Origin of the sequence: Pseudomonas sp. NPDC012596, assembly GCF_042902325.1 — a bacterium.
Classification (GTDB): Bacteria; Pseudomonadota; Gammaproteobacteria; order Pseudomonadales; family Pseudomonadaceae; genus Aquipseudomonas.
Genome location: NZ_JBIBEB010000034.1, coordinates 1 through 21,335, shown reverse-complemented (window position 1 = coordinate 21,335; position 21,335 = coordinate 1). Strand labels below are relative to the sequence as shown.

The 21,335-nt window shown below is 65.2% G+C and carries 14 protein-coding genes; 8 read left to right on the top strand and 6 right to left on the bottom strand.

The genetic code is table 11. The annotated features are described in order from the left end of the window. Nucleotides 1–166 precede the first annotated feature (166 nt). The gene (locus ACFY68_RS25870) at nt 167–1,540 is read right to left on the bottom strand and encodes an MFS transporter (RefSeq protein WP_346613034.1); all 1,374 of its coding nucleotides are present in this window, start codon (nt 1,538–1,540) and stop codon (nt 167–169) included. 479 nt (nt 1,541–2,019) lie between these two features. Here ACFY68_RS25870 and quiC point away from each other — a divergent pair, with 479 nt between their 5' ends. The 7 genes from quiC to ACFY68_RS25835 all read left to right on the top strand — a co-directional run bounded on the left by quiC (nt 2,020) and on the right by ACFY68_RS25835 (nt 12,440). After that, on the top strand, nt 2,020–3,927 hold the full coding sequence (gene quiC / locus ACFY68_RS25865; protein ID WP_387533452.1) for a 3-dehydroshikimate dehydratase QuiC: 1,908 nt from the start codon (nt 2,020–2,022) through the stop codon (nt 3,925–3,927). A 268-nt stretch (nt 3,928–4,195) separates the two neighbouring features. Continuing rightward, nucleotides 4,196–5,791, top strand: a complete 1,596-nt coding sequence (locus ACFY68_RS25860; RefSeq protein WP_387533455.1) for an ABC transporter substrate-binding protein — start codon at nt 4,196–4,198, stop codon at nt 5,789–5,791. Further along, on the top strand, nt 5,788–6,774 hold the full coding sequence (locus ACFY68_RS25855) for an ABC transporter permease (protein ID WP_387533449.1): 987 nt from the start codon (nt 5,788–5,790) through the stop codon (nt 6,772–6,774). Before ACFY68_RS25860 ends, ACFY68_RS25855 begins: the two co-directional genes overlap by 4 nt. Beyond that, nucleotides 6,771–7,634, top strand: a complete 864-nt coding sequence (locus ACFY68_RS25850) for an ABC transporter permease (protein ID WP_387533446.1) — start codon at nt 6,771–6,773, stop codon at nt 7,632–7,634. The genes ACFY68_RS25855 and ACFY68_RS25850 overlap by 4 nt, the downstream gene beginning before the upstream one ends. After that, a complete protein-coding gene (locus tag ACFY68_RS25845; RefSeq protein WP_387533443.1) occupies nt 7,631–9,343 on the top strand; it encodes a dipeptide ABC transporter ATP-binding protein in 1,713 nt (570 codons plus the stop codon). Before ACFY68_RS25850 ends, ACFY68_RS25845 begins: the two co-directional genes overlap by 4 nt. Before the next feature lie 506 nt (nt 9,344–9,849). Then, nucleotides 9,850–11,061 carry an acyl-CoA dehydrogenase family protein gene (locus ACFY68_RS25840; RefSeq protein ID WP_387533440.1) on the top strand — a complete coding sequence of 404 codons (1,212 nt, stop codon included), beginning with the start codon at nt 9,850–9,852 and terminating at the stop codon, nt 11,059–11,061. After that, complete coding sequence (locus ACFY68_RS25835; protein WP_387533437.1) at nt 11,016–12,440, top strand: MFS transporter; 1,425 nt, start codon at nt 11,016–11,018, stop codon at nt 12,438–12,440. The genes ACFY68_RS25840 and ACFY68_RS25835 overlap by 46 nt, the downstream gene beginning before the upstream one ends. A 193-nt stretch (nt 12,441–12,633) precedes the next feature. On the opposite strand, the gene sfnR is transcribed toward ACFY68_RS25835, so the two are convergent. From sfnR to ACFY68_RS25815, 4 genes are all read right to left on the bottom strand, one after another. Then, nucleotides 12,634–13,734, bottom strand: a complete 1,101-nt coding sequence (gene sfnR, locus ACFY68_RS25830; protein ID WP_346613042.1) for a sigma54-dependent transcriptional activator SfnR — start codon at nt 13,732–13,734, stop codon at nt 12,634–12,636. Between the two features lie 9 nt (nt 13,735–13,743). Then, on the bottom strand, nt 13,744–14,931 hold the full coding sequence (locus tag ACFY68_RS25825; RefSeq protein WP_387533433.1) for an acyl-CoA dehydrogenase family protein: 1,188 nt from the start codon (nt 14,929–14,931) through the stop codon (nt 13,744–13,746). A 9-nt stretch (nt 14,932–14,940) separates the two neighbouring features. Next, complete coding sequence (gene msuE / locus ACFY68_RS25820) at nt 14,941–15,501, bottom strand: FMN reductase (protein WP_346613044.1); 561 nt, start codon at nt 15,499–15,501, stop codon at nt 14,941–14,943. Nucleotides 15,502–15,870: 369 nt separating this feature from the next. Then, entirely contained in the window at nt 15,871–16,887 is a 1,017-nt protein-coding gene (locus ACFY68_RS25815; protein WP_387533430.1) for an ABC transporter substrate-binding protein, read from the bottom strand. A 169-nt stretch (nt 16,888–17,056) separates the two neighbouring features. On the opposite strand from ACFY68_RS25815, the gene ACFY68_RS25810 reads away from it, so the two are divergent. Next, nucleotides 17,057–18,997 carry a S8 family serine peptidase gene (locus ACFY68_RS25810; protein WP_387533427.1) on the top strand — a complete coding sequence of 647 codons (1,941 nt, stop codon included), beginning with the start codon at nt 17,057–17,059 and terminating at the stop codon, nt 18,995–18,997. On the opposite strand, the gene ACFY68_RS25805 is transcribed toward ACFY68_RS25810, so the two are convergent. After that, the gene (locus ACFY68_RS25805; RefSeq protein WP_387533424.1) at nt 18,982–21,126 is read right to left on the bottom strand and encodes a methyl-accepting chemotaxis protein; all 2,145 of its coding nucleotides are present in this window, start codon (nt 21,124–21,126) and stop codon (nt 18,982–18,984) included. The two genes, ACFY68_RS25810 and ACFY68_RS25805, sit on opposite strands and share 16 nt — an antisense overlap. Nucleotides 21,127–21,335: the final 209 nt, after the last annotated feature.

Here is a 21,335-nt window from a genome sequence, read left to right as displayed (position 1 = left end):
TCCTGATCATGCGTATTAGCCTGTAAACCATGTTCCCGGTTTGAAATGTAAACGATGTCTTCGGTTTGTACCCGGGGCAAGCCCGCTCCCACAGAGACTGAGGCGGCCCTACCATACAAGCGGGCTTGCCCCGCGAATGGGCTGCAAGGCAGCCCCGTACGGTCTATCAGTTGCTCACAGCCTGAAAGCTACCCTTGCGGCTCGCTTCAAACGCTTCCTTCTCCATTGGCTTGGCCTGCGGATTACCCAGGTCTTCCATCGCCAGGCGATGCGTCTCCGGCGCGATATACGCCGCCAGTGCACACACGCAGGTAATGAAGAACGCCAGGCCACCCACCACCAGCGGGATGTTGTCCGAACCCGGAGGGGCCACCAGGGCGAACAGCGCAGGCAGCATGGCGGTCAGCATGGTACCGACGTTCTGCGCGATGGCCATGGCCGACACGCGGTAGCGGGTATGGAACAGCTCAGGGTAGAAGCTTGGGAACACCGCGTTATAGCCCTGGTAGACCATGCCCCACATCACGATGGACGCCGCAAAGGCCAGTGGCACGTTCTGAATGCTGATCGCATACAGATAAACGAAGGCCAGCAGGCCCGAGCCCAAGCAACCGGCGATCATGGTCGGGCGACGGCCGATCTTGTCCGAAAGGTTGCCGACAAAGGGGATCACCAGCACCGCAACGATGTTGCCCACCACCGGGATCCACAAGTACACGCTCTTGTCGAAGCCGATGCCGTAGGCCGGTTGCACCGCGTAGGCTGCACCGAAGATGGTGGCGACAACCGGGATCACGTTCATCAACGCCATGAACATCACCAGCACCATGTGCTTCCAGCTGTGGCGGAAGGCCTCGCTGATTGGCGACTTGGCAACTTTGTCCTGTTTTTCTTCCTTCACGAACGCCGGGGTTTCGTGCACTTCCTTACGGATGATGAAACCTGCAATCAGCACCACCGCACTCATCAGGAACGGAATACGCCAGCCCCAGTCGTTGAAGGCTTCGCTGGGCATGAAGTACGCCAGTGGCAGGAACACCGCCGCCGCCAGAACCTGGCCGGCCTGCACGCCCTGCAAGGTAAAGCTTGCGTAGTAGCCGCGGCGGCCGAACGGTGCGTGCTCCATGATCATCGAGCTGGCCCCGGAAATTTCACCGGCCACCGCAAAGCCCTGAACCAGGCGCAGCACGACCAGCAAGGCGGGGGCGAGCAGGCCGATGTCGTGGTAAGTCGGCAACAGGCCGACGGCCATGGTCGACAGGCCCATCAGGAACATGCACAGCAGCAGGACGTTCTTGCGGCCGCGGGTATCACCCCAGTGGCCGAGCACGAAGGCGCCGACCGGGCGGGCCAGGTAGCCCACGCCGTAAGTAGCCAGCGAAGCGATGATGGCCATCTTGGGGTCGGTGTTAGGGAAGAAGATCTGCGGGAAAATCAGTGCTGCAGCCTGGGCATAGATGAAAAAGTCGTAGTACTCGAGTGCCGAGCCTATCCATCCGCTGGCGGTCGCTTTCTTGGCTTGAGAGCTGGAGTGGGCCATCGTTGTCTCCGTTGTTTTTGTTGGTCGCCGCACAGCAGGCGCCGTCGGGCGGCGGCCGGTGGGTGTGCGATCGCTATCGGGAGTTTTCGGTGCGCTTAATGAACGGACGGTCGCAGGCGGAGTCTGCCAAGGGAGGACGAACGAGCAGGTGCGGGTTGCAAGGCGATTGAGGTTTGCATAGGTCGGTACCCGTTTTATTGAACTTATTATGTCGTGGCGTTGGGCTTGTACGCGCGGGCTGCGCCGAACGGCTATCTGGGCAGAAAAGGGCGGTCGGTGTGCCTGCGTCTGATCCCATGGTTGCCCACGGGTGGCAGTGAATCAATTCGCCAAAACGGGTTTTGTGCGGTAATCGAACGCAAAACTAACCGTTCCGTACAAAGTGATTGCTGGCGCGACTTTACCTGCGAATAATTGAACATGCCAGGAACCCGTCGAGGTTCGGTTTGTTGCCTTTTCCAATAACAAGGAACCCCACCATGCAGCGTTCGATAGCCACCGTGTCCTTGAGCGGCACCCTGCCGGAAAAGCTCGAAGCCATCGCCGCCGCCGGTTTCGACGGCGTCGAGATCTTCGAGAATGATCTGCTCTACTATGCCGGCAGCCCCCGCGAAGTGCGGCAGATGTGCGCCGACCTGGGCATCGCCATCACCCTGTTCCAGCCGTTTCGCGATTTCGAAGGCTGCCGCCGCGATCGCCTGCAAAAGAACATCGACCGCGCCGAGCGCAAGTTTGACCTGATGCAAGAGCTGGGCACCGACCTGGTGCTGGTGTGCAGCAACGTGCAGGCCGACGCGCTGGGTGAAGAACAACTGCTGGTGGACGACCTGCGCCTGCTCGGCGAACACGCGGGCAAACGCGGCCTGCGCATCGGCTACGAAGCCTTGGCCTGGGGCCGCCACGTCAACACCTACCAGCAAGTGTGGAACCTGGTGCGCCAGGCCGACCACCCGGCGCTGGGGGTGATCCTCGACAGCTTCCACACCCTGTCGCTCAAGGGTGACCCGGCGGCGATCCGCGACATCCCCGGCGACAAGATCTTCTTCGTGCAGATGGCCGACGCGCCGATCCTGGCCATGGACGTGCTGGAGTGGAGCCGCCATTTCCGCTGCTTCCCAGGCCAAGGTGAAATGGACCTGGCCGGTTTCCTCGCGCCCATCCTCGCCACCGGCTACCGCGGCCCGCTGTCGCTGGAAATCTTCAACGACGGCTTCCGCGCCGCACCACCGCGGCAGAACGCCGCCGATGGCCTGCGTTCGCTGCTGTACCTCGAAGAGCAGACCCGCCTGCGCCTGCAGCAGGAAGGCACCGCCATCGAGCCGGGCGTGCTGTTCGCACCGCCCGCCGCCAGTGCCTATGATGGCGTGGAGTTCCTTGAATTTGCCGTCGACGAGGCCGTCGGCGCGCGCCTGGGCGGCTGGCTCAAGCGCTTGGGTTTTGCCGATGCCGGCAAGCACCGCAGCAAGGACGTGCGCCTGCTGCGCCAGAACGATATCAATATCGTCCTCAATGCCGAGCCGTACTCCTTAGGCCACAACTTCTTCGAGGCCCACGGCCCGTCGTTGTGCGCCACCGCGCTGCGGGTCAAGGACGAACACGCCGCGCTGCAGCGCGCCACCGATTTGCGCGGCCAGCCGTTCCGCGGCCTGGTCGGCCCCAATGAATGCGAAGTGCCTGCCGTGCGCGCCCCGGACGGTAGCCTGATCTACCTGGTGGAGCAGGGCAAGGAAGGCCCGTCGCTGTACGACACCGACTTCCGCCTGGACCCGGCCGCCACCGCCACCGGCGGCCTGCAGCGCATCGACCACATGGCCCTGGCCCTGCCGGCCGAGTCGCTGGACAGCTGGGTGCTGTTCTACAAGAGCCTGTTCGACTTCGCCGCCGATGACGAAGTGGTGCTGCCCGACCCTTACGGCCTGGTAAAAAGCCGCGCCCTGCGCAGCCAGTGCGGCAGCCTGCGTTTGCCGCTGAACATCTCGGAAAACCGCAACACCGCGATAGCCCATGCGTTGTCCAGCTATCGTGGCTCCGGCGTGCACCACATCGCCTTCGATTGTGCAGATATCTTCAAGGAAGTGGCGCGCGCCAAGGAAGCGGGCGTACCCCTGCTGGAGATCCCGCTCAACTACTACGACGACCTGGCGGCGCGTTTTGATTTCGACGACGAGTTCCTCAGCGAACTGGCGTACTACAACGTGCTGTACGACCGTGATGCCCAGGGCGGCGAGCTGTTCCACGTGTATACCGAGTCGTTCGAGGACCGCTTCTTCTTCGAGATCATCCAGCGCAAAGGTGGCTATGCCGGATACGGTGCGGCGAACGTAGCAGTGCGCCTGGCGGCGATGGCCAAGCGGCGCAGTGGCGCGGCGCGCAAGCCGGTGTTGTAACGGGCAGGGCAGGTTGATGCCTGCCTTGATCGTTGTTGCGTAGCAGAGATCGAGCGCCGCGCGTGCGGCGCTCGATCAGACGAGGCACTGTCCGCCTGCCAACACCCCTCACACACTTTGCCCTCCCACCAGCACCATCCATCCGCCAAACCCCAGCAAAATCAAGCCGTTGAACCCGGCACAACTCCTGCAACAGGGCTATCAAAGCCCAGTCCCCGCAGGAGCGACCTTGAACCTACCCATCCTCCCCCTGATCCCGCTCTGCGCCGTGCTGGCCCTGGTCGGCTGCGAGCGTGCCGAGCAGCACGCGGCGCAAAGCACCCAGCCGATCCACGGCGGTACGCTGGTGTACGCCACCGACCGGGAACCCACCTGCCTCGACCCGCACGTGGCCGGCGACATGCCCCAGGTGTTCGTCGCCCAGCAGTACCTCGACTCGCTGGTGTCGATGGACAGCCACGGCCAGATCGGCCCCTGGCTGGCCAGCCGCTGGGAGGTCTCCGCTGACGGCCTGCGCTATACCTTCCACCTGCGCCGCGACGTGCATTTCACCGATGGCACGCCGTTCAATGCCGAGGCGGTCAAGGCCAACCTCGATCACATGGCCAACCCCAAGACCCAGTCCAGCACCGCCGGGGGTTATATCCGCCAGTATCGAAGCACCAAGGTGCTAGACGACTACACCGCCGAAGTCACGCTGGCCACGCCCTATGCAGCCTTCCTGGAAGTGCTGGCGCAAGGCTTTCTCGGCATCCAGTCGCCCACCGCGCTGGCTCGCAGCCGTGACGAAAACTGCGAAAGCCCGGTCGGCAGCGGGCCGTTCAAGGTGGTGCGATGGGACCGGCAGAACCAGGTGGAGCTGGTACGCAACCCGGACTACAACTGGGCGCCGCCGACCGCGCAGCATCAAGGGCCGGCGTATCTTGCGCGTATCGTCTGGAAGTTCATCCAGGAACCGTCGGTGCGCTTCGCCTCGCTGCAGGCCGGTGAGGTTGACGTGATCGAGGCGCTGCCGCCGGAATCGCACGAGGCAGCGCGGCGCAACCCCGACGTGGACCTGATCATCGCCCAGCGCCCGGGCAACCCCACCAACGGCACCTTCAACCTGCGCCGGGCGCCGTTCGACGATATCCGCGTGCGCGAGGCACTGGTGCGCAGCGCCGATGTCGAGGGCGCGCTCAAAAGCGTGTACTTCGGCGAGTTCCCGCGCTCCGGGGGGCCGCTCAGCGTGGCCACGCCGTTTTACAGCGGCGACTTCGAGCGCAGCCAGGATTACGACCCGGCACGCGCCGCCGCGCTGCTCGACGAAGCCGGCTGGACCAGCCGCGACAGCGAGGGCTACCGCACCAAGGGCGGCCAGCGCCTGCGCGCGGTGGTGCTGATTGGCGCGCGCACGCCGCCGTCGGAGCTCACCCTGTGGGAGCAGGTGCAAGCCACCACGCGCCAGGTCGGCATCGAGCTGGTGCTCGACCAGATGAGCGACGCCCAGGTCACCAGCCGTCAGGCCGCGTGGGACTACGACATCCGCACCGGCTACTGGAACACCAACACCCCCGACGTGCTGCGCATCATTTTCACCAGTGCCTTCGTCCAGCCGGCCGGGGTGGGTGGCTACCACCAGAACTCCTCCGGCTACGCCGACACAGGCTTCGACGCCTTGCTCGACAGCGCCCTGGCCACGCAAGACGCCGAACTGCGCCGGCAGCGTTATTACCTGGCGCAGCAGCAGGCAGCGGCGCAATACCTGCAACTCACCACCTACCCGCAAAGCACCCGCCTGGGCATCTACAAGACCGCCCACGGCGTGCGCCTGGAGCCTTCGCTGGCGGTGACCTACCTCTATGACGCATGGGTGAACAAATGACTTCGACAACCCTCGCCGTGACCGACCCGCGCCGTGAGCGGCTGGCCGCGCTGGGCCGACGCGCGGGCATCCGCCTGGCCGGCGGTGTGCTGGTGCTGTGGGCGGTGGCAACGCTGACCTTCTTCGCCTTGCGCCTGATGCCGGGCGACCCGGTGCTGGCAATTCTCGGCGGCACCACAGGCAACCCTTCGCCCGAAGCCATCGAAGCCGCACGCCAGGAGTTCGGCCTCGACAAGCCGTTGGCGGTGCAATACGTGCTCTACCTCGGGCGCCTGCTGCAGGGTGACCTGGGCATGTCCTACTCGCAGCACCTGCCGGTAACGCGGGTGCTGGGCGAGCAGGGCGGCGCCACGTTCGAGCTGACCGTGGCGGCACTGGTGCTGGCCTGGTTGCTGGTGCTGTTGCTGACGGTGGTCACCGCCGGCCGTGGCCGTTTGATCGGCGGCGTGGCTTCGTTGCTGGAAACCGTGAGCGCATCGTTGCCGCACTTCTGGCTCGGTGTGGTGCTGCTGGCAGTGTTCGCCTTCGGCCTGCGCTGGTTCCCGCCGGCGGGTAGCGATAGCTTGGCCAGCCTGGTGTTGCCGGCTTTTTCACTGGCTATTCCGTTGGCAGGCTTCATTGCCCAGGTGACTCGCGAATCCCTGGAGCTGACCCTCGAGCAGCCTTTCGTACTGACGGCGCGAACCCGCGGCCTGAGCGACCTGGCGGTGCGTTTCAAGCATGCCCTGCGCCATGCCTTGCTGCCCGGTGTGGCGCTGTCGGGCTGGGCCATCGGCGCGCTGATCAGCGGCGCGGTGGTGTGCGAGGTGATCTTCTCGCGCAAGGGCATCGGCCGACAGCTGTATCAGGCCGTTCAACTGCAGGACCTGCCGCTGGTGATCGGCATCAGCCTGGTGGTGGCTGCCGGCTACGTGCTGGCCAACATTCTGGTCGACCTGCTGTACCAGTGGATCGACCCTCGGCAACAGGAGGCTGCAGCATGACTGACCTGACCTTGGGCCGGGCCTTGACGCCCGTGCGCCGGCAACGGTACCTGAGCCTGCCGCCGCTGGGCGCCAGCCTTTCGATCCTGTTTTTGCTGGCGCTGGTGCTGGCGGCGTTGCTGCCGGGGCTGTTCACCCGCATCGACCCGCTGGCCATCGTGCCGCGCGAGGCGTTCCAGCCGCCCAGCTGGGTACATTGGCTGGGCACCGACCAGTCGGGCCGCGACATCTTTGCGCGGATCATCCACGGCGCCCGTCAGAGCCTGCTGATCGGCGTGGCGGCCACGGCCATCTCGATGGCTATCGCCATTGCCCTGGGGCTGCTCGGCGGCTTGGGTGGGGCGCGCGTGGACCGGGCGGTGGGTTGGCTGCTGGAGGTGCTGTTCGCATTCCCCAGCCTGGTGCTGGCGCTGTTGTTCGTGGCGGTGTTCGGCAGCGGCGTCGGCCCGCTGATCGTCGCCACCGGGCTGGGTGGCGCGCCGGGCTATGCGCGCATGGTGCGCGGCCAGGTGCTGGCGGTGCGCAATGCCGGTTACATCGAAGCCGCCCGCGCGCTCGGCCACCCGACCTCGCGCATCGTCCTGCGCCAGTTGCTGCCCAATGCCATGCGCCCGCTGGTGGTGACGCTGACCATGGGCGTCGGCCAGGCCATCGTCTGGGCCTCGGCGCTGAGCTTTTTGGGCCTGGGCGCGCGGCCGCCGGCGCCGGAGTGGGGGACCATGCTGTCGATGGGCCGCGACTTCATTGCCAATGCCTGGTGGCTGACCTTCTTCCCCGGTTTGTTCATCGTCCTGACCACGCTGGCCACCACGGTAACTGGCCGCTACATCCAACAACGCCTGGAGGGCCGCCTGCCATGAGCGACAAGACCTTGATCGTCGAGGGGCTGACCGTGGCTTTCGAAGGCCGCAGTGTGGTCCGTGATTTGTCTTTCACCCTGCAACCGGGGCGCTGCGTGGCGTTGGTGGGTGAGTCGGGCTCGGGCAAGAGCGTCAGTGCCCGCAGCCTGGTGGGCCTGGCCGGGCGGGGTGCGCAGGTGCGCGCCCGCCAGGCGAGTTTCGGCGGGCACAACCTGCTCGACCTGAGCGAGCGCCAGTGGCGCGCGGTGCGCGGCAAGGACATCGGCTTCGTGCTGCAGGATGCGCTGGTGTCGCTCGACCCGCTGCGGCCGGTGGGCAAGGAAATTCTCGAAGTGCTGCAGGCGCACCAGTACGGTGACCGACACAGCCGTGCGGCGCGGGTGCACGCGTTGCTGGAGCGGGTCGGCGTGCCGGATGTGGCCTTGCGTGCCCGGCAGCGCCCGGGGCAATTGTCCGGTGGCTTGCGTCAGCGTGCGCTGATTGCCAGTGCGCTGGCGCTGGACCCTGCGCTGGTGATCGCCGACGAGCCGACCACTGCCCTGGATGCGACGGTGCAGGCGCAGATTCTTGAAGTGTTCCAGCAGATCAAGGCCCGCGGCGCGTCGCTGTTGATCATCAGCCATGACCTGGCGGTGGTCGCGCAACTGGCCGATGACGTGGTGGTGCTGCGCCATGGCGAGGTGGTGGAGCAGGGGCCGATGCAGCAGGTGCTGCGCCAGCCGCGCCACCCGTACACCCAGGCGTTGCTGGCGGCGGTGCCGGCCGAGCACCCGCGTGGCAGCCGGTTGTCACCGGAGCGCGCAGGGGTAAAACGTGAGCCCAAGCCCCGGCACAAAAGCGATGTGCTGCTGGAGGGGCGCGGCCTGGGCAAGCGTTACCTGGGCCCCGACGGCCTGCTGCGGCAGGTAGTGCAGGGTGTCGATTTCACCCTGCGCGCTGGGCGCACGCTGGGTATCGTCGGCGAATCCGGCTCGGGCAAGACCACGGTGGCGCGCATCGCCCTGGGCCTGTTGCAGCCCGATGAAGGCGAGGTGCTGTACCGCGGCCAGCCCTGGAACCGCCCGGGTAACGCCGTGACGGAAGCACTGCGCAGGCCGTTGCGCCGCGAGATCAGTGTGATCTACCAGGACCCGCTGGGCTCGTTCGACCCGCGCTGGAGCGTGGCGCAAATCCTCGACGATGCGCTGCAGGTGGCGGGCATCGAAGCGCCGGCCAGGCCGGCGCGCATTGCTGTGCTGCTGGGCCAGGTGCGCCTGCCGGCCGAGCTGGCGCAGCGCCGACCGTTGCAGCTTTCCGGCGGCCAGCGCCAGCGGGTGGCGATTGCCCGGGCGATTGCCAGCGAGCCGAAGCTGATCATTTGCGACGAACCGGTTTCGGCGCTGGATGTGTCGGTGCAGGCCCAGGTGCTCGATTTGCTGGCTGATCTGCAGGACGAGCTGGGCCTGGCCTACCTGTTCATTTCCCATGACCTGGGGGTGATTCGTCATGTCAGCGACGACGTGCTGGTGATGCGCCACGGCCAGGTGGTGGAGCAGGCGCCGGTGGAGCAGTTGTTCGAGCGGCCTGCGCATGAATACACGCAGCGGTTGCTCGGCGCCGTGCCAAGGCTGCCTGGTAGTGGTGCCGAACTCGTGGTGCCACCGCTGGACCTGGAGCACGAAGCTTTCGACCTGTTCGACGAGTCGCGGCTCTGGAAGATCGCCATCTGACTCAAAGGCCCACCGACATTCTCTGTGGGAGTTGGCTGTACCGGCCCTATCGCCGGCAAGCCGGCTCCCACAAGGGACCGTGCCCTCTCTGAGCATGCTGTTTGAACAAGGCCCGAACCATGACCCTTGCTGCGCAAGATCGCCATCTGACTCACGGCCCACCGCCATCCCCTGTGGGAGCCGGCTTGCCGGCGATGAGGCCGGGGCAGGCAGTACATGTTGTGCAAGCTGTACCGGCCCTATCGCCGGCAAGCCGGCTCCCACAGGGGGCCATGCCCACCTTGAGAATGCTGTTTGAAAAAGGCCCGAACCATGACCGTACCTGCGCAAGATCGCCATCTGATTCACAAGCCCACCGCCGTACCCCTGTGGGAGCCGGCTTGCCGGCGATGAGGCCGGGGCAGGCAGCACCGCTTGAGCAGGCTGAACTGGCGCTATCGCCGACAAGCCGGTTCCTACAGAGATCGTGCAAACATTTTCGAATGCTGTACCTAAAGGACTGAACCATGACGACTTTCCAACGCTTCACGCCCCAGGCGCCAGCCACCAGCAGCGCAGCGCTGAAAGCCCGCATCGCGGCCCTGCTACCGGCCATCGGCGAGGGCGCCGCCCAACGCGAGCGTGAGCGACAACTGCCCCACGAGGCCGTGGCCCAGCTTGCCGCCGCCGGTGTGTACACCGTGCGTATCCCCACCCAATATGGCGGCCCCGGTGGCAATGTCAGCGACGTGATCGAGCTGCTGCTGCAGATTGCCGCAGTCGACTCCAACGTCGCACAGGCCCTGCGCCCCGGTTTCGCCTTCGTCGAAGGCCTGCTGGTGTCGCGGCTCGAAGGCGCCGAGCAGGAGCGCGAGCGCTGGTTCGCCCGTTACCTGGACGGCGCGGTGATCGGCAACGCCGGCTGGGAATTGGGCGGTGCCAACGGCGCTATCGCGGCGCGGCTGGTGCGCGAGGGCGAGCACTTTCGCGCCAATGGCAGCAAGTACTACAGCACCGGCGCGCTGTTCGCCGACTACGTCAGCGCCGTGGCCTTGGACGAGGACGAGCAGCCGGTGTCGTTCATCCTGCCGCGCGAGCGCGAGGGCCTGGAACTGGTGGACGACTTCGATGCCATGGGCCAGCGCCTGACCGCCAGCGGCACCACCCACCTGCGCAATGTGAAGGTCGAGGCCAGTGACATTCGCCCGCGTACCGTGGAGGAGGGCAAGCGCACGATTGTCACGCCGTTCCTGCAGCTGTTCCTGGGCACCGTCCTGGCTGGCATCGCCCGCAACGCACTGGAAGATGCCACCCGCTTCGCCCGCGAACACGCCCGGCCGATCAAGCACAGCTCGGCCAGCCGCTCGGTGGACGACCCCTACGTGGAACTGTCGATAGGCGATATCGCGGCCCGCGCTTATGGCGCCGAAGCCCTGGTGCTCAAGGCCGCCGCGAGCATCGACCAGGCCTGGGCCGCAAGCCTGGATGAGGCTGCTGTGGAGCAGGCCGCCATCGAGGTGGCACAGGCCCAGTACCTGGTCGCTGAGCTGGCGCTGAAGGCGGCCGAAACGCTGTTCGACGTGGGCGGCGCCTCCACCACCGGCCGCCAGCACAACCTCGACCGCCACTGGCGCAACGCCCGCACTGTGGCCAACCACAACCCGCGCCAGTGGAAGGCGGCGGTGGTCGGTGCATGGCAGCTCAAGGGCACCCGGCCGCCAGTCTCGGGGCTGTTTTGACCGCCCAGCCGGCCCTGTTGGCCGGCCATGTGCAGAGCCCCAAGGTGCCGGTGATCATCGGCGCCGCGCTGTTCATGGAGTTGCTCGACAGCACGGCGGTGATGACCGCGCTGCCGCAAATGGCCACCGATTTCGGCGAGCCGGGCCTGCGCATGAACCTGGTGGTGTCGCTGTACATGCTGGCGCTGGCCTTGTGCGTGCCGCTCAGCGGCTGGGCCGCCGAGCGCTTCCGGCCGCGCCAGGTGATGCTGCTGGCGATGGGGCTGTTTACCTTCGCGTCATTGACCTGCGCCCTGGCCGAGTCGCTGTGGCAGCTGTGCCTCGGGCGCATGCTGCAAGGTGCCGCCGGTGCGCTGATGACGCCGGTAGGGCAGGTGATCATCCTGCGCTGGTCGAGCCGTGAGCAACTGCTGCAGGCTATGTCCTGGCTGGCGTTGCCGGCATTGGTCGGGCCCTTGATCGGGCCGTTGCTGGGCGGGTTGCTGGTCACGGTGCTGTCGTGGCACTGGATCTTTCTGGTCAACCTGCCGATCTGCCTGCTGGGTTGTTGGCTGATCCTGCGCCATGTGCCGGACTACCCGGCCCGCCCGGTTCCACCGCTGGACCTGCGTGGCCTGCTGCTCAGTGGCGGGGCGCTGGCCATGCTGGTGTTTGGCCTGGAGTCGCTAGGGTTAGGGCAGTTGCCGCGGGTGTGGGCACTGGCGCTTGTCGCTGCCGGCGTGGCCTGTGCGCTGGGCTATCTGGTGCATGCGCGGCACCACCCCAACCCGCTGGTCGACCTGTCGCTGTTGCGCCTGCGCAGCTTCGGCGTAGCCCAGGCCGGTGGCGGGTTGTTTCGTCTGGGTTCGGCGGCGCAGCCGTTTCTGATCGTGCTGTTGTTGCAGAATTGCCTGGGCATGAGCCCGCTGGCGGCCGGGTGGCTGGTGGTCAGTGGTGGCGTGGGCGCGTTGCTGATGAAGTTGCTGGCGGTGCCGCTGGTGCGGCGCTACGGCTACCGCCGGGTGCTGAGTTGCAACGCGGTGCTCAGTGGCGCCGGCATTGCCCTGTGTGCCAGTTTCGACCGCGATACCGCGGTGTGGTTGATGGCCGTGGTGCTGTTTGCGGCAGGCCTGGTGCGCTCGCTGCAGTTTTCCACGCTGGGCGCTGCCAGTTATCAGGATGTGCCGGGTGAGCGCTCGGCGGCGGCCTCTTCGCTGTCGGCCATGTCGGTGCAGTTGACCATGGCCATGTCGGTCAGCCTGGCGGGCGTGCTGCTCGGTGTGTTGGCTGGTGCAGACGGGCGCAGCGAAACCTCGGTGGCGGATATCGCCACGGTGATGCTGGCGTGCTCCGCATTGTGCGGGTTGTCCGGGGCGGTGTTCCGCCGCTTGGCGAGCTGACCCCGCTCATACAACAAACGCTGACTTACTGATTTGCCGGGAACCTTGTAGGAGCGGCTTCAGCCGCGAACACCGGCGAAGCCGGTGCCATCCACCGCGGCGCCTGCTTCGCGGCTGAAGCCGCCCCCACAGGGCTCAGCGAAGTCCTTATGCGGGCTTGCCCGCGAAGAGGCCAGTACAGTCTCGATAAATCTCAGATCGACAACCGCACCAACCGGTTATCCACCACCTGTGGCTCGGGCCCCCGCCGTTTGTTGACCACCAGTTCGCCAATCGCAATCAGCCGGGTACGCGTGACATTGCGCGATAACCCCAGCAGCTGCGCCGTATGCACCTGGTTGTAATGGCAGAAGTGATACGCCGAGCGCAGCAGCGCATTCTCGACTTTCTCGTACAAATCCCCGGGCTGTTCCTCGTACAGCCGGCTGAACGCCTGCTGCAGCAAATCCTCCACGCCATTGCTCGCCGGTTCTTCCTCCTGGCGCTCCAGGCGCAGGTTGGACAAACGCAGGTCCTGGGCCTGCACCAGCCCGTCACCACAGGTCAGCAAGCTGTGGTGAATCACGTTCTCCAGCTCGCGAATGTTGCCCGGCCAACTGTACTCCACCAGCTTGGCCTGGGCCTTGGGGCTCAGCTCCACCGGCCCGTAGCTCAGCCGTTCGCTGTAGGTGCGGATGAAGTGCCGGGCCAGCGGCAGGATATCGCCGGGCCGATCACGCAAGGGGTGTAGCTGCAGGGTCACCACGTTCAGGCGGTAGTACAGGTCTTCGCGAAAATGCCCGGCGTTGATCGCCTTTTCCAACTGCACGTTGGTCGCTGCCAGCACCCGCACATTGATCGGGATGCTCTTGCGCGAGCCGAGGCGCACCACCTCACGCTCCTGCAGCACGCGCAGCAACTTGACCTGGATCGGCAGCGGCAAGTCACCGATCTCGTCGAGGAACAACGTGCCGCCATTGGCCTCCTCGAACCAGCCGGCCTTGGCTGCCAAGGCGCCGGTAAAGGCGCCTTTTTCATGGCCGAACAGCTCGGCTTCGACCAGCGATTCAGAGAAAGCACCGCAGTTCACCGCAACGAACGGGCCGTTGCGCCGGCCGCTGAGGTTGTGGATATGGCGCGCGACCAGCTCCTTGCCCGTGCCGGTTTCGCCGATGATCAGGACGCTGGCCTCACTGGGGGCGACCTGTTGCAAGTGGGCGAGCAGCGCCTGCGATCTGGGGTCTTCGAAGACCTGTGCGGTCGCCCTGATCGAGGTAGCCAGTTGCGGTGACGGGGGAAGGGTCAGCAGTTGCATGGGCGATCCTTAGGAATAGAAGGATGGGGCAGGGCGCTTGCCGCTGAGGGCCCACTCGCCGAGCTCGTGGATACGGTAATCCACCGGGTCGTGCAGGGTTTGCGTCCTCAGGTTGCGCCAGTGGCGATCAAAGCGCAGCGAGGCGTGGGTGGCGCGGGCGCCGGTCACCTCGAACAAGCGGTTGCAGATGTCCAGGCCGTGGCGGGTGGCCGCGACCTTGGCGGTGCCGATGGCCAAGGCCAGGTCGCCACGCTCCTCGGCGGTCAGCGCCTGCTCCTTGGCCCAGGCACTGTCGAGCTGGTTGGCGGCGCGCTCGATCAGCAGCCGTACGCTTTCCAGGCCGACCCAGAACTCGCCGTAGTGGCGCAGCACGTAAGGGTCCTGCGCGGTGCTGGTTGCGCTGGAGCGGAACCACGGCCGGCTTTCCTTGAGGGTGTACTGGCGCGCTTCGTCGAACGCCCCTTCGGCGATGCCGAGGAACAGGTTGGCAAAATGCAGCTGGGCAATCAGCGGGCGCAAGGCGGCGAACGGGGTGCTCAGCGGGCCTGGGTCCAGCAGCAGTTCGTTATGCTCGACCCGCACCCGCTCGAAGGTGGCGCTGCCACTGTCGGTCTGACGCTGGCCGATGTTGTTCCAGTCGTTGTGCAGGGTGATGCCGGTGCGCCCGCTGGGGATCGCGGCGATCAACAGCTTGCCCCCGGCGCGTTCGTCCACTGCCGAGGCAATCAGCATTTCCGAATCGCTGGCGCCGGAGCAGAAGCTTTTTTTGCCCGAGAACTCGCACCAGCCATCGAAGTGCTTGACCACCGTGCGAGTGTCCAGCGGGTTCAGGGCATTGCCCCAGAACCAGTGTTTGCGCGCGGTCTGTTCAAACCACGGCTGCCATTGATCGGGGCGCGAAAACAGGCGCACGGTGGCCAGCATCAGGTGATGGAAACCGAATACGTGGGCGATGGAGCTGTCGACGCGGGCGAACTCGCGCACCACCTCGAACGTGTCGCGCCAGCTGGCGCCCTGGCCGCCGAAGGCCTGCGGAATCGCCAGCGACAGCAGGCCGCTGTGGCGCAGGGCGTCGCGCTCGGCCTTGGGGCTGCCGCCGCGCTCGTCACGCTCGACGGCGCTCTGGGCGAACTGCCCGGCCAGTTCCCTGGCGATGGCCAGGGCAGGGCGTTGGGCTGGATTCACAGATGCATTCATGGCCGCTCCTCAGGCGCTCTTGCGCAGCGCGTGGTGCGCGCCGAACAGGGGGACGGCACGCTCGGCAGCCAGGCGGATGCGGGCGCTCAGGGCGTCGCTGGACACCCGGTAGTCAGCCAGCTCGGCTTGGCTGGCATACACGCCAATCGGCAGGGTCAGGGCCTGCAGGAAGCTGAACAACGGGCGCAACTGGTGATCCAGTACCAGTGCGTGGCGTTCGCTGCCGCCGGTGGCGGCGAGCAGCACTGGGGTGTCGACTAGCGCGTCCTGGCCGATCAGGTCGAACAGGTGCTTGAAGTGGCCGGGGAAGCTGCCGCGGTAGACCGGTGTGGCAACGACCAACAGGTCGGCCTTCTCCACCAGGCGCAGCTGTTGTTCGACAGTATCGGGCAGTTCGCTGCGCCACAGTGCGCCACCCAGAGGGCGGGCGATGTCGCCCAGCTCGATCAGGTGCGGCTTGATGTTCAGGTGCTGGCCCAGTTCGGCAAGGATCGCTTCAGTCAGGGTCAGGGTGCGCGACGGGCGGGCAGTGCCGCCGGACAGGGCTACGACATTCAGTGGGGCGCTCATGGCAGGTCTCCGGTTGAATAAGCGGGACTTTGCTTGAGCAATCGTCGTGCCGATTTTTAATTCTGATAGGGATCAACAGGTTGCGTGCTTTTACGGGCAGCTACCGGTGTTGCCTTGTGGGCGTTGAGTGTTGATCGGGTGTTGCGCTGCAGACAGTTGGCCAGGTGTTGGCGGCTATACAGTTGGAGGAGTTATAGAGCAAAACCATATGGTAAAAAAAGAATAAGAATTCATATTGTTATTCTTTTTTTGTTTTGAGTGGCTGTGGTCGAGGTTCTCTGAAGCCTGCCGGGGGCGCGATGCGCCCCTTTCGCGACACAAGGCCGCTCCCTAAGGGGGGTGCAGTGCTTTTGCATGGCAGCAGTGAAATCAAAGGGCTTGGGCAACCTTGGTCGCGACCTCAGCTGGTAACCAGGCTTTCCATACATCCGGGTTGTTGCGCATGAAAGCTTGGGCGGCCTTCTCGGGCGCGAGGCGCTTGTCGTTCATCTCGGCCAGGGCCTTGTTCAGGCGGTCGATCGGTAGGTCTGCCTTTTCGAACACCGCCACCAGCTCCGGGTAATTCTCCTTGAATGCCTTGGACACGCCGATCGACAGCTTCGCTGGCAACGACTGGCTGCCCCGCGGGTTCGGGTTCTTCGGGTCGGTCAACGTCGCCCAGGCTTGGGCATCGAAGGGAGGTTCCTGCAGCCGTACCAGGTCGTAGCGGCCAATCAGCGGGGTTGGGCTCCAGTAGTAGAACAGTACAGGTTTACCACGGCGGATCGACGATTCGACTTCAGCATCCAGCGCCGCGCCGGTGCCGCTGCGGAAGTTGGTGTACAGGCCGTCGAGCCCGTAGGCTTTGAGTTTCTGGCTGTTGACGATCTCCGACGTCCAGCCGCTGGGGCTGTTCAGGAAACGGCCTTTGCCAGGCGCTTCCGGGTCGTTGAACACCTCAGGGTAGCGCTTGAGGTCGTCGACACTGCGCAGGCCCGGCGCCAGTGGCTTGAGGTTGCGCGTCGGGTCGCCCTTGATCACGTAGGCCGGTACCCACCAGCCTTCTTCGGCGTTTTTCACCGTGTCGCCCAGGGCGAATACCTGGCCCGCCTCTTCGGCCTTGACCCAGGCAGGGCTGCGCCCGGCCCATTCCTCAGCCACCACCTGCAGGTCATTGCGCGCCAGCGCCACTTCCATGCTCACGGTGCTGCCGGGGAGGGTGTCGGTGGGGTAGCCGTAACCGTGTTCGACGATCAGGCGCAGAATCTCGGTGGTCAGCGCGCCGCTTTCCCAGTTGATGGCGCCGAAGTGGATGGGGGCGCGCGCTTCGGCCGAGGCGGCGCTGTCGGTGCTGGCCAGGCCTGCGGCCAGCAGCAGGCCGGCCAGCAGCGTTGGAATTTTCTTCATCGGGACCTCGAGGGTTGTCACTCGGTGTGCCGGGCAAGTGTAGCCGACGGCATCCCGGCGCCTTGGCGGCAGCTGCGGAACAGCTTCTGTCTGTCCATGAGCGGTACTGGATGGAAGGCTTGGCGCCCGCCCGCAATCGCCGGGCCAGTCGAGACGACAGGAGTACGAGATGAGATTGAATCTGGATTTTGTGTACTACCGCAACTTCACCTTCGATGGGCATTTTCATGTGCGTTGCAGCGGTGACGACCTGAACAAGGTCAAGTCCATTCATTACCTGCTGGAGCGCGTGGACACCGAAGGTGTGGTCCTCCTCGACGGCAGTACTGTGGCCTCGCAGGTGAGTAGCGGCAAAGTCGCCAACCACGGTTGCCCGGCCACCTTGAGCTGCGCCGCGGCGGCGGGCAGCTACCGGGTCCGACCGCAGATTACTTTGGTGGACAGCGAAATCCTCAAGCTCAACCTGGGTGCCGACGCGGATGCCACACTGCATCCAGAGCCTCTGGTCATTGACATCAGCCAAGGCGAACTGACCCGTCGCCTCCTCGACAGCGTGCCGCTGCCTTCAACCTACACGCGGCGCAAGCGAACCGTGCAGACAGCAAGTGCATTCCCCTATCGCCCGGAGGGCCAGCGTTACCCGGCGTTGATCGTGGTGTTTGGTGAAGGCGGGTACGCGCGGCTGATGGCCGACCTGGAACCTGATGCCACTTCGTTATTGGCAAGGCGCTGGCCTGGGCTACGGGAGCTGCTGGATGTGCAGCCGTTTCTGGACCAGCAAGAGCGAGAGGATGAGCGCTTTCACGTGCTTGCCAACCATTACTGGATCGAGCAGCCTCACAGCATGCTCAACGACACGTTCGTGGCCTTGATCCAGACCCTTGAGGCACTGGATTACGTCGATGCCACGGCGTTTGTGCCTCCGCACATCGAACCGGGCAATCTGCTGCTGGCCGGGGCTGCAGCTGTCATTGCCACGCTGCTCACGGGGGCTGCGTATTTCAAGGGTACCAATGCTTTCGAGGAATCGCAGCCGACACCGGACTTTGAACCTTTGCAGCATTATCTGGACGCACCTGATGGCAGGTACCAAGGCTTGAACGTTCGCAGAGCCTGGGAGGCTGGCGTGGAGGGTAAGGGTGCACGGGTGCATTTTTCCGATGGCGGCCTGCATGCCAACCATGAAGACTTGCGTGGCAACCCGAAGTTGAAGTTTATCCCGCCATCGGTCAACAGCGATCCAGATCACGGCACCGCATCGGTGGGTGTGCTGTTGGCACGGAACAACGGATTCGGCATGACCGGTGTGTGCCATGCGGCTGAGCTGTTTCTGTATGACAATCGGGCAACGGATGCGCGCAGCTACTCACAAACGCTGAAAAAACTGCTGGCTTATACAAGGGCTGGAGACATCGTTGCCGTCAACCGGCAGACGGCCAACCTCAACGTATTGGGCACCTTCTTGCCCTCGCTGCACGACAGGACCTGGTGGGAAGTCACCCGGTCGCTGAGCCAGCGTGGCGCTGTGGTGCTCAATGCAGCGAGTAACGGTACAAGCGTGGGCGATGACAGCGCTGGCACGACCGCAGGCTATGGGGTGGATCTGGAGCAGTGGCGTTACTTCGACGACCACGGCGACGCCGACGCGATTCTGGTGGGGGCTTGCCATGCCTGGGATGGCAAGCCGCATCAGTACTCCAACTACAACTACCGGTACCGTATGCTCAATGGGTGGGGGAACAGTGTCGCGACGCTGGGTTACGGCGCACTGCAAGACAAGGACGGCCACGACCGTGACTACACCGACAACTATGGCGGTACCTCCAGCGCCACACCGCTGGTGACCGGAGCCTTGGCCTTGATCCAGTCATACGCCATCGAACAGCACCACCTGTACCTGAATGTCAACCAGATGCACCTGCTGGTGATGCAGTCGGGCTACAAGGATGCCACCTTGCCTGCCAGTGACAAGCTGCCGATGGGCGCCCGGCCAAACGTACTGGGCGCCTTGATGCTGCTCGATCAGATCCTGCAGGCCGGCAGGTTCCACCTGCCGGACGATGGCTTCTGCGGCGACGACTGCGCGCCCCAGGGTCAGACCCGGAACTGATCCATCAACGCTTGCTGCTGGTTGGCCAGGCTGTTGAGCGACTGGCTGACCCGCGCCGATTCGTTGGCCTGCCCCGACAGCGACTCGGTCACATCGCGGATGGTCGCGACATTGCTGTTGATCTCCTCGGCCACCGCGCTTTGCTCCTCGGCCGCCGAGGCGATCTGCAGGTTCATGTCGCTGATCACCGTCACTGCCTGGCCGATGCGCTGCAGCGCGGTGACGGCTTGGCCGACCTGTTCCACGCCGCCCTGGGCCTGGCGGTGGCTGTTGTCCATCGCGCCTACCACTTCGCGGGTGCCGGCCTGCAGGGCTTCGATAACCTGACGGGTTTCTTCCACCGACTCCTGGGTCCGCTGGGCCAGGTTGCGTACTTCATCGGCGACCACCGCAAAACCACGGCCGGCCTCACCGGCGCGGGCGGCTTCGATGGCGGCGTTGAGCGCCAGCAGGTTGGTCTGCTCGGCGATCGAGCGGATCACCTCCAGTACCGAGCCGATCTTCTCGCTGTTCTGCGCAAGCCCTTCGACTTCGGCCATGGCATTGCTCATGTCCGCGGCCAGGGCATCGATGCTGCGCGTGGTGCGGTCGATCACCGCCAGGCCTTCACGGGTTGCCTGGTCGGCGTCGCGTGCAGCCTGTGCGGCCTGGGAGGCGCTGCGGGCGACGTCCTGGGCGGTGGCGCTCATCTCGTGGGAGGCGGTGGCCACCTGGTCGACCTGGCGGTACTGCTGCTCCATGCCGGCGCTGGTTTCGGTGGCAATCGCAGACGACTGGTCGGCAGTGCCGCGCGCAGCCTGCACCGAGCGTTTGACCTCGGCGATGGTCGGCTGCAGTTTGTCCAGGAAACGGTTGAACCAGCCGGCCAGTTCGCCGAGTTCGTCACGTTTGTCGTAGGTCAGGCGGCGGGTCAGGTCACCTTCGCCACTGGCGATGTCCTTGAGCATTGCCGCCACGCCCAGAATCGGCCGGGTCACGCCACGGGCCATCAACCACACCAGCAACAGGCCGGCGATTGCCGCTGCCAGGCCCAGGCCCAGCTCCAGCAGGGTGCCGCTGGTGTTCAGGGCATCCAGCTCTTGCTTGAGTGCCTCGGCCGGGCCGGTCAGGGCGTTTTCCGGCACATCCAGCAGTACACCCCAAGGTTGCGCACCGGGGATCGGCTGGAAGGCGGCGAGCACTTTCAGGCGCTGCTGGTCGTGGTGCACGCTCAGCTTGCCTTCGGCCAGCGTGCGCACCAGTTCGGCGCCGTTGCGCGGGTCGACCTGGTCAAAACGTTGGGCCAGCTTGCTGGCGTCAGCGCTGTAACCGGCCAGCAGGCCCACGGGGCTGAGGATGCCGACCGTGGTGCGGCCTTCGTACAGGCCGCGGCTGGCCTCCTGGCTAAGGGCCTGAAGGCTGTTGAGGTTGATGTCGATGGAGAGGGTGGCGATCACCTTGCCGTTGACTGCCAGCGGGAACACGATGCTGGTCATCAGCACGCGTTGGCCGTCGATGTCGTAGAAGTACGGCTCCACCACGCAGACCTTGCCGCTGCTGCGCGGGCACACCCACCAGGTGTTGGCGGGCTGGCCGCTGGGGCCGATCTCGGTGTTGGCCATGTCGTGCTCGGGCAGCGCCATGGCGGTCAGCTGGCCTGCGCGCGGCTGTGACCAGTAGAGGGCGAAGCGCCCGGTTTCGTTGCTGCCCAGTTCCGCCTGGCCGGTGAACAGGCTGTCCTTGTTATCCAGGGCATTGGGTTCGAACACCAGCGACAGGCCGAGTAAATCCGGGTTGGCCTGCAGGGCGGCGCGCACCTGGCGGGTCATGTCCTCACGCAAGTCGAAGGCGTCCAGGTAGCGTTTTTCCGCCTGCTCACGCAGGAACAGCACCTGGCGGGCGAAGCCGGCACCGTACTGGTAGGCATCCATGAACTGGCGGCGGATGTTCAAGGCCTGAACCTCGCCCTGCGACTCGATGCGCGCCTGCGCGGCCTCGCTGAGCATTTGCATGCTGCTGGCTTTGACCAGGTCCGAGCTGTGGTCCATTCGGTACAGCGAAAGGCCGACGAGCAGGCTGACGATGCCGGCCAGGCACAGACCGGCGAGCAGGGTGATCTTCCACTGGATGGAAAGTTGTCGCAGAGGCATGAGGGGGAATCCCTTTTTTTTGGCAGTAAGGGTTTGGCGTTGGGCGTTGGGAGGTGCCTGTCTTGAGGTTTTTAGTGTTTCGCAGATCGAGCGCCGCCCGCGCGGCGCTTCGCGAAGCGCTTGCCTTGAGACTTTCAGCGCCCTTGAGATCGAGCGCCGCCCGCGCGGCGCTTCGCGGGGCAAGCCCGCTCCCACATTTGTTGCAACGT

Bases quoted from the DNA above. Each gene is read 5' to 3' on its own strand.
- ACFY68_RS25805 (WP_387533424.1), bottom strand. From the start codon at position 21,126: ATGCCTCTGCGACAACTTTCCATCCAGTGGAAGATCACCCTGCTCGCC.
- ACFY68_RS25815 (WP_387533430.1), bottom strand. From the start codon at position 16,887: ATGAAGAAAATTCCAACGCTGCTGGCCGGCCTGCTGCTGGCCGCAGGC.
- ACFY68_RS25835 (WP_387533437.1), top strand. From the start codon at position 11,016: ATGGCAGCTCAAGGGCACCCGGCCGCCAGTCTCGGGGCTGTTTTGACC.
- ACFY68_RS25810 (WP_387533427.1), top strand. From the start codon at position 17,057: ATGAGATTGAATCTGGATTTTGTGTACTACCGCAACTTCACCTTCGAT.
- sfnR (WP_346613042.1), bottom strand. From the start codon at position 13,734: ATGCAACTGCTGACCCTTCCCCCGTCACCGCAACTGGCTACCTCGATC.
- ACFY68_RS25850 (WP_387533446.1), top strand. From the start codon at position 6,771: ATGACTGACCTGACCTTGGGCCGGGCCTTGACGCCCGTGCGCCGGCAA.
- ACFY68_RS25845 (WP_387533443.1), top strand. From the start codon at position 7,631: ATGAGCGACAAGACCTTGATCGTCGAGGGGCTGACCGTGGCTTTCGAA.
- msuE (WP_346613044.1), bottom strand. From the start codon at position 15,501: ATGAGCGCCCCACTGAATGTCGTAGCCCTGTCCGGCGGCACTGCCCGC.
- ACFY68_RS25855 (WP_387533449.1), top strand. From the start codon at position 5,788: ATGACTTCGACAACCCTCGCCGTGACCGACCCGCGCCGTGAGCGGCTG.
- ACFY68_RS25825 (WP_387533433.1), bottom strand. From the start codon at position 14,931: ATGAATGCATCTGTGAATCCAGCCCAACGCCCTGCCCTGGCCATCGCC.
- ACFY68_RS25870 (WP_346613034.1), bottom strand. From the start codon at position 1,540: ATGGCCCACTCCAGCTCTCAAGCCAAGAAAGCGACCGCCAGCGGATGG.
- ACFY68_RS25840 (WP_387533440.1), top strand. From the start codon at position 9,850: ATGACGACTTTCCAACGCTTCACGCCCCAGGCGCCAGCCACCAGCAGC.
- quiC (WP_387533452.1), top strand. From the start codon at position 2,020: ATGCAGCGTTCGATAGCCACCGTGTCCTTGAGCGGCACCCTGCCGGAA.